Origin of the sequence: Moritella dasanensis ArB 0140, assembly GCF_000276805.1 — a bacterium.
GTDB classification, from domain to species: domain Bacteria; phylum Pseudomonadota; class Gammaproteobacteria; order Enterobacterales; family Moritellaceae; genus Moritella; species Moritella dasanensis.
Window position 1 is genome coordinate 1 of record NZ_AKXQ01000051.1, and the last position, 3,998, is coordinate 3,998.

Annotated in this window: 3 protein-coding genes and 1 tRNA gene; 2 read left to right on the plus strand and 2 right to left on the minus strand. The window is 42.5% G+C overall.

The genetic code is table 11. The features are described 5' to 3' along the window. Nucleotides 1-98: 98 nt before the first annotated feature. Nucleotides 99-172 (plus strand) — tRNA-Cys (locus tag A923_RS0121770). A 343-nt stretch (nucleotides 173-515) separates the two neighbouring features. Continuing rightward, nucleotides 516-1,865 carry a DUF3943 domain-containing protein gene (locus A923_RS0121775; protein WP_237716268.1) on the plus strand — a complete coding sequence of 450 codons (1,350 nt, stop codon included), beginning with the start codon at nucleotides 516-518 and terminating at the stop codon, nucleotides 1,863-1,865. Nucleotides 1,866-2,020: 155 nt separating this feature from the next. On the opposite strand, the gene A923_RS0121780 is transcribed toward A923_RS0121775, so the two are convergent. Next, entirely contained in the window at nucleotides 2,021-3,235 is a 1,215-nt protein-coding gene (locus A923_RS0121780; protein ID WP_017223799.1) for a serine hydrolase domain-containing protein, read from the minus strand. 79 nt (nucleotides 3,236-3,314) lie between these two features. Further along, entirely contained in the window at nucleotides 3,315-3,536 is a 222-nt protein-coding gene (locus A923_RS0121785; RefSeq protein ID WP_017223800.1) for a hypothetical protein, read from the minus strand. Nucleotides 3,537-3,998 lie beyond the last annotated feature (462 nt).

Here is a 3,998-nt window from a genome sequence, read left to right on the forward strand (position 1 = left end):
TTCCGGCCTCGGGCACCAATTAATACTAAAGTAGTGTATCTCGCTAAGATATAAAATTAGCAGTCTGTGTGAACAATTAACTTGTCATCGCAGTATATGGCGGGTTGGCAGAGTGGCTATGCAGCGGATTGCAAATCCGTGGACCTCGATTCGACTTCGGGACCCGCCTCCATTTTTCAATATTAAATGAAAAATGAAATTGATTATAAATACCCTGACCAGCTAATGCTGGTTTTTTTGTATCTGAAATTTACCCACGAACATCCCTCATCCCTCATTTAAGTTTTATCCTCGTTAATCAGTAAATTAAGCCAGTCTCGATAGCATCATCTTTCACTCATCTAAAGCCTGTAAATAAATCCCAAGTAAATCCCAAGTAAATAGCTAACGCTGATAAATGCAGAATGCAGCATATACTGCTATTTTGGTTCTATAGAAACGCGTAACTTGGGTAATATATGAGAGATAAAGGAAGAATATTTCAGTTATATAAAACACTTTTCCTCACCGCTCTATTGTTCAGTAGCACTTATTTAACCGCCGAAGAAGTCACACCGAAGCCTGCTGCGTCTGAAGATGTCGTCATCAACCTTACGCCCGTCACTGAAGTTTCTGCTGTCGCCGTTACCAACACCAGCTGGGAAGATAAAAACCTGCCTTATGATGTCTATAATCACCCCTACAAAATAGCTTTGTTTAATACCGCGAACGGCGAGGATGGTGAACGGTTATGGTCACAAACTAAATCTGTGGCCTGGTATGGCGTCGGTGTCGCAGGCTTTCTGGCAGTATTGCCAGAAAGCGTGACCAATTGGGAGAGCAGTGATGAAGGTCTTGCTGAAAAATGGTGGGACAATGTACGAGAGGGGCCTGTATGGGACCGAGATGTGTGGTACATCAATTACATCGGCCATCCCTATTTTGGGGGCGTGTACTACCAGTCTGCGCGTAAATCAGGCTACCGCCAGTGGGATGCTTTTATTTATTCAGCGTTGATGTCTACTTTTTATTGGGAATATGGTATTGAAGCGTTCGCTGAGGTGCCTGCTCTGCAAGATTTGGTTGTCACGCCAGTACTGGGTTGGGTCTATGGCGAATGGGCATTTAATCAAGAAAAAGACATTGTTCAAGGTGGTGGTACTGTTTGGGGTTCTGAGGCGCTTGGCAGCACTGCATTATTCTTTCTTGATCCGGTCGACAGCATTGGTTATAGCATTAATCAGTTGGTCGGTAAGCAGGTTGTTATAGCGGGTACTGGCTATGTCGGCATTCAGGAAGTTGGCTTACCGGATGGCAGCTCGGAAACCCAAGTTAAAATTAATCTCAGGTATGCGATGGGCAATGGTAAAAGCAATTCGACCAAAGCGCGTAGTGATATGTATAATTCTGCAGGCATTGAAGATCCAGTCGACTTCGGCATTGTTGGTTTTTCTGCTGGTTATGCTTACCTTAATTTGGATGAGGCTTGGGGACTTGAAAGCGGTTGGGCGCCCACGTTTAGTCTAGGGCTGTATTTTACACCTGCGTTTTCCTCTCGCCTGAATTATAGCCGAGGAGAAATGAAACAAAAGACCACTGCAGAACGAAGCATTTATGAGAATTATAGTGTTGATGTACAATATTATTTCAATGCGAAGAACGATTTTCGTCCTTACATCAATCTTGGGTTAGGAGAGGCACTGAAAGATGAAGACCGAGATATTAAAACATTTCAGACTAATGCTGGCTTAGGTATATATTACAAACTGCATCGCAACTGGGCACTGCAACTTGACTGGCAGCATTATTATGGCTCCACGCTTTCAGCAAATGATGATCGCGCAACTGGGCAGGTTATTTACCGCTTTGGTGATGGAGAACGTTAGTTTTTGGGTAGCATAAAACTAATGCAAGCGGCTCTTTGTCGTCGGGATTTAAAATCCGTGGACCTCGATTCGACTTCGGGACTCGCTTCCCTGTTTTAGTATCAATATGACAGTAACCAGCATAATGCTGGTTTTTTGTATCTCTATTTTATTTTCTAGCTGGCGCCGATAGTATCTTCTATGTGTTTGGTTATTGTATCAAACAGTGGCATATTAATATTATCTTTCAGATAGCTTGGCGCTTGCTCTGTCGACGCAAAGCGGGCAATGACGACTTCTGCTGTTGGATCAATATATAAAAATTGGCCATGGGCTCCACGTGCCATCACTTTGTTGCCTTTTTCAGTGTGCCTAATCCACCACAAGCCATTATATGACCAACCTTTCATGCTACTGTGCGTTGCTTTTGCAAACAGTGCTGGGTCGCCTCCTTGGGCAAGCTTGTGGATGTAATCACTGCTGAGCTGTTGGCCTTCTCCGCCAGTGCGTACAAATTCACCAAGGCGGGCAAAATCACGTAAAGTACAACTCGGTGTCGTACAGAAGCCAATACCATCAAGCATATAATAGGCATCATGCTCGGCACCAATATGCTGCCATATATGTGTTGAAACTAATTCAGCTAAATCTGTGTTCGTTATACGCTGTAGTAACCAGGTTATGGCGTTAATATTTGGCTCTCTATAAGCAAATGCCTGACCGTGTTCGCCTTGTTTTTTTACTGTGACAAGGTAATCAACCAGTGATTTTGGTCCAATGTCATCAGGGGATGTAGGCACCATGCCGCCAGCCCGTAGAAATAGCCAAACATCTGAGTTTCTGTCAAAGTAATCTTCATTAAACTTTAGCCCTATTAGCATATCTAAGGTTTGACGTAGTGTGGCATCTTCCCAGGCAGTACCTTTATATTCGGGCATGTATGACGACATTAATGCATTTTCATTGAGCACGCCTTTTGTCATGAGTATTTCGGCAATAATCCCAGCGATTGATTTACCACATGACATGACGGTATGAGGAAGGTGTGGTTTACAGCCAGCGTGGTAACTTTCATGCACTAACACGCCTTTGTGTAAGATTGCCAACCCATCTGTTTGCCCACTTTCTAATGCTTGTTCCCAAGTGAGCTGTTCGCCGTTTTCTATTGTGATGGTGAGTTGTTCAAAATTAAGATCATGTTTAGGCAATGCAGTGGCGGCCTTATCACCACGCCATACAAATTTAGTTGGCACTAATTGTTGGATGTTGGAAAAGGTCCACCTTAGTTGCGGCCACTGATAGAAAGTACCATCATTAAAACGAATTACTTTATCTTTCGATGGTGGAAAACCTTGCATCCAACCTAGGCGTTCTGGATTTGATTCTGGCATTTTAGTTTCTCGTTGAAGTTGAACGTTACGTTATCGTAAAGTTATGTCACGGTTCAATTACCGCTTAGCATTGGTCGCGTTAAGGCCCCATCCATGGGAAATTTATGTTATGTGGCATTGCAGTGAATGAACTCTCTTTCACTGGCTGCTTAGGTGATGCATTTGCTGTTGAGGTTGATACGCCAAGGGCGACGATGCTGGTCACACTCACGACAGCAAGTGAGGTGAGAAATTTACGACGCGATATGTCGGTCTCATCATTTGAATCGTGTTGGGAACGCTGTGGGTTGACCTGATGCATGTTGTCTCTCTTTGTCTTAAATATAGAAGGTTTATTTTCCCGTTTGGCTATTTAAAGTAGTGGATTGGTGTTGGCGTTACTGTGATTTAAATCTATTTTTTATATTATTTAACAATAAGTTAGATTATTATTTGAGGGTTTTTACTGGTTGTAAATGTCAATAGTAAAGTATCTTTCATAATTACGCTGAAGAGGAGCGGGTGCATCGTGCTTTAACACAAGATGTTAGAGCTTATAGTCAAAGTTCTAACGTCTTGTGTACATTATCACTGCGCCAAACGAGGGGGAAACATTCTAAACCGGTTGTTTTTAAATCAGTTACTTTAAATCGAATGATATTCTATTGACTCATTATTAGAATCAAGTAAAGTGACTCTCGTTCTCAAGGCAAAGCCTTAGACACAGATTCAATTGATTAGTTTTGCACTGAAAACTAGTTGATAAAAAATTCAGTGCCCGAGT

Coding starts and splice junctions, on each gene's coding strand:
- A923_RS0121785 (WP_017223800.1), bottom strand. CDS start 3,536: ATGCATCAGGTCAACCCACAGCGTTCCCAACACGATTCAAATGATGAG.
- A923_RS0121780 (WP_017223799.1), bottom strand. CDS start 3,235: ATGCCAGAATCAAATCCAGAACGCCTAGGTTGGATGCAAGGTTTTCCA.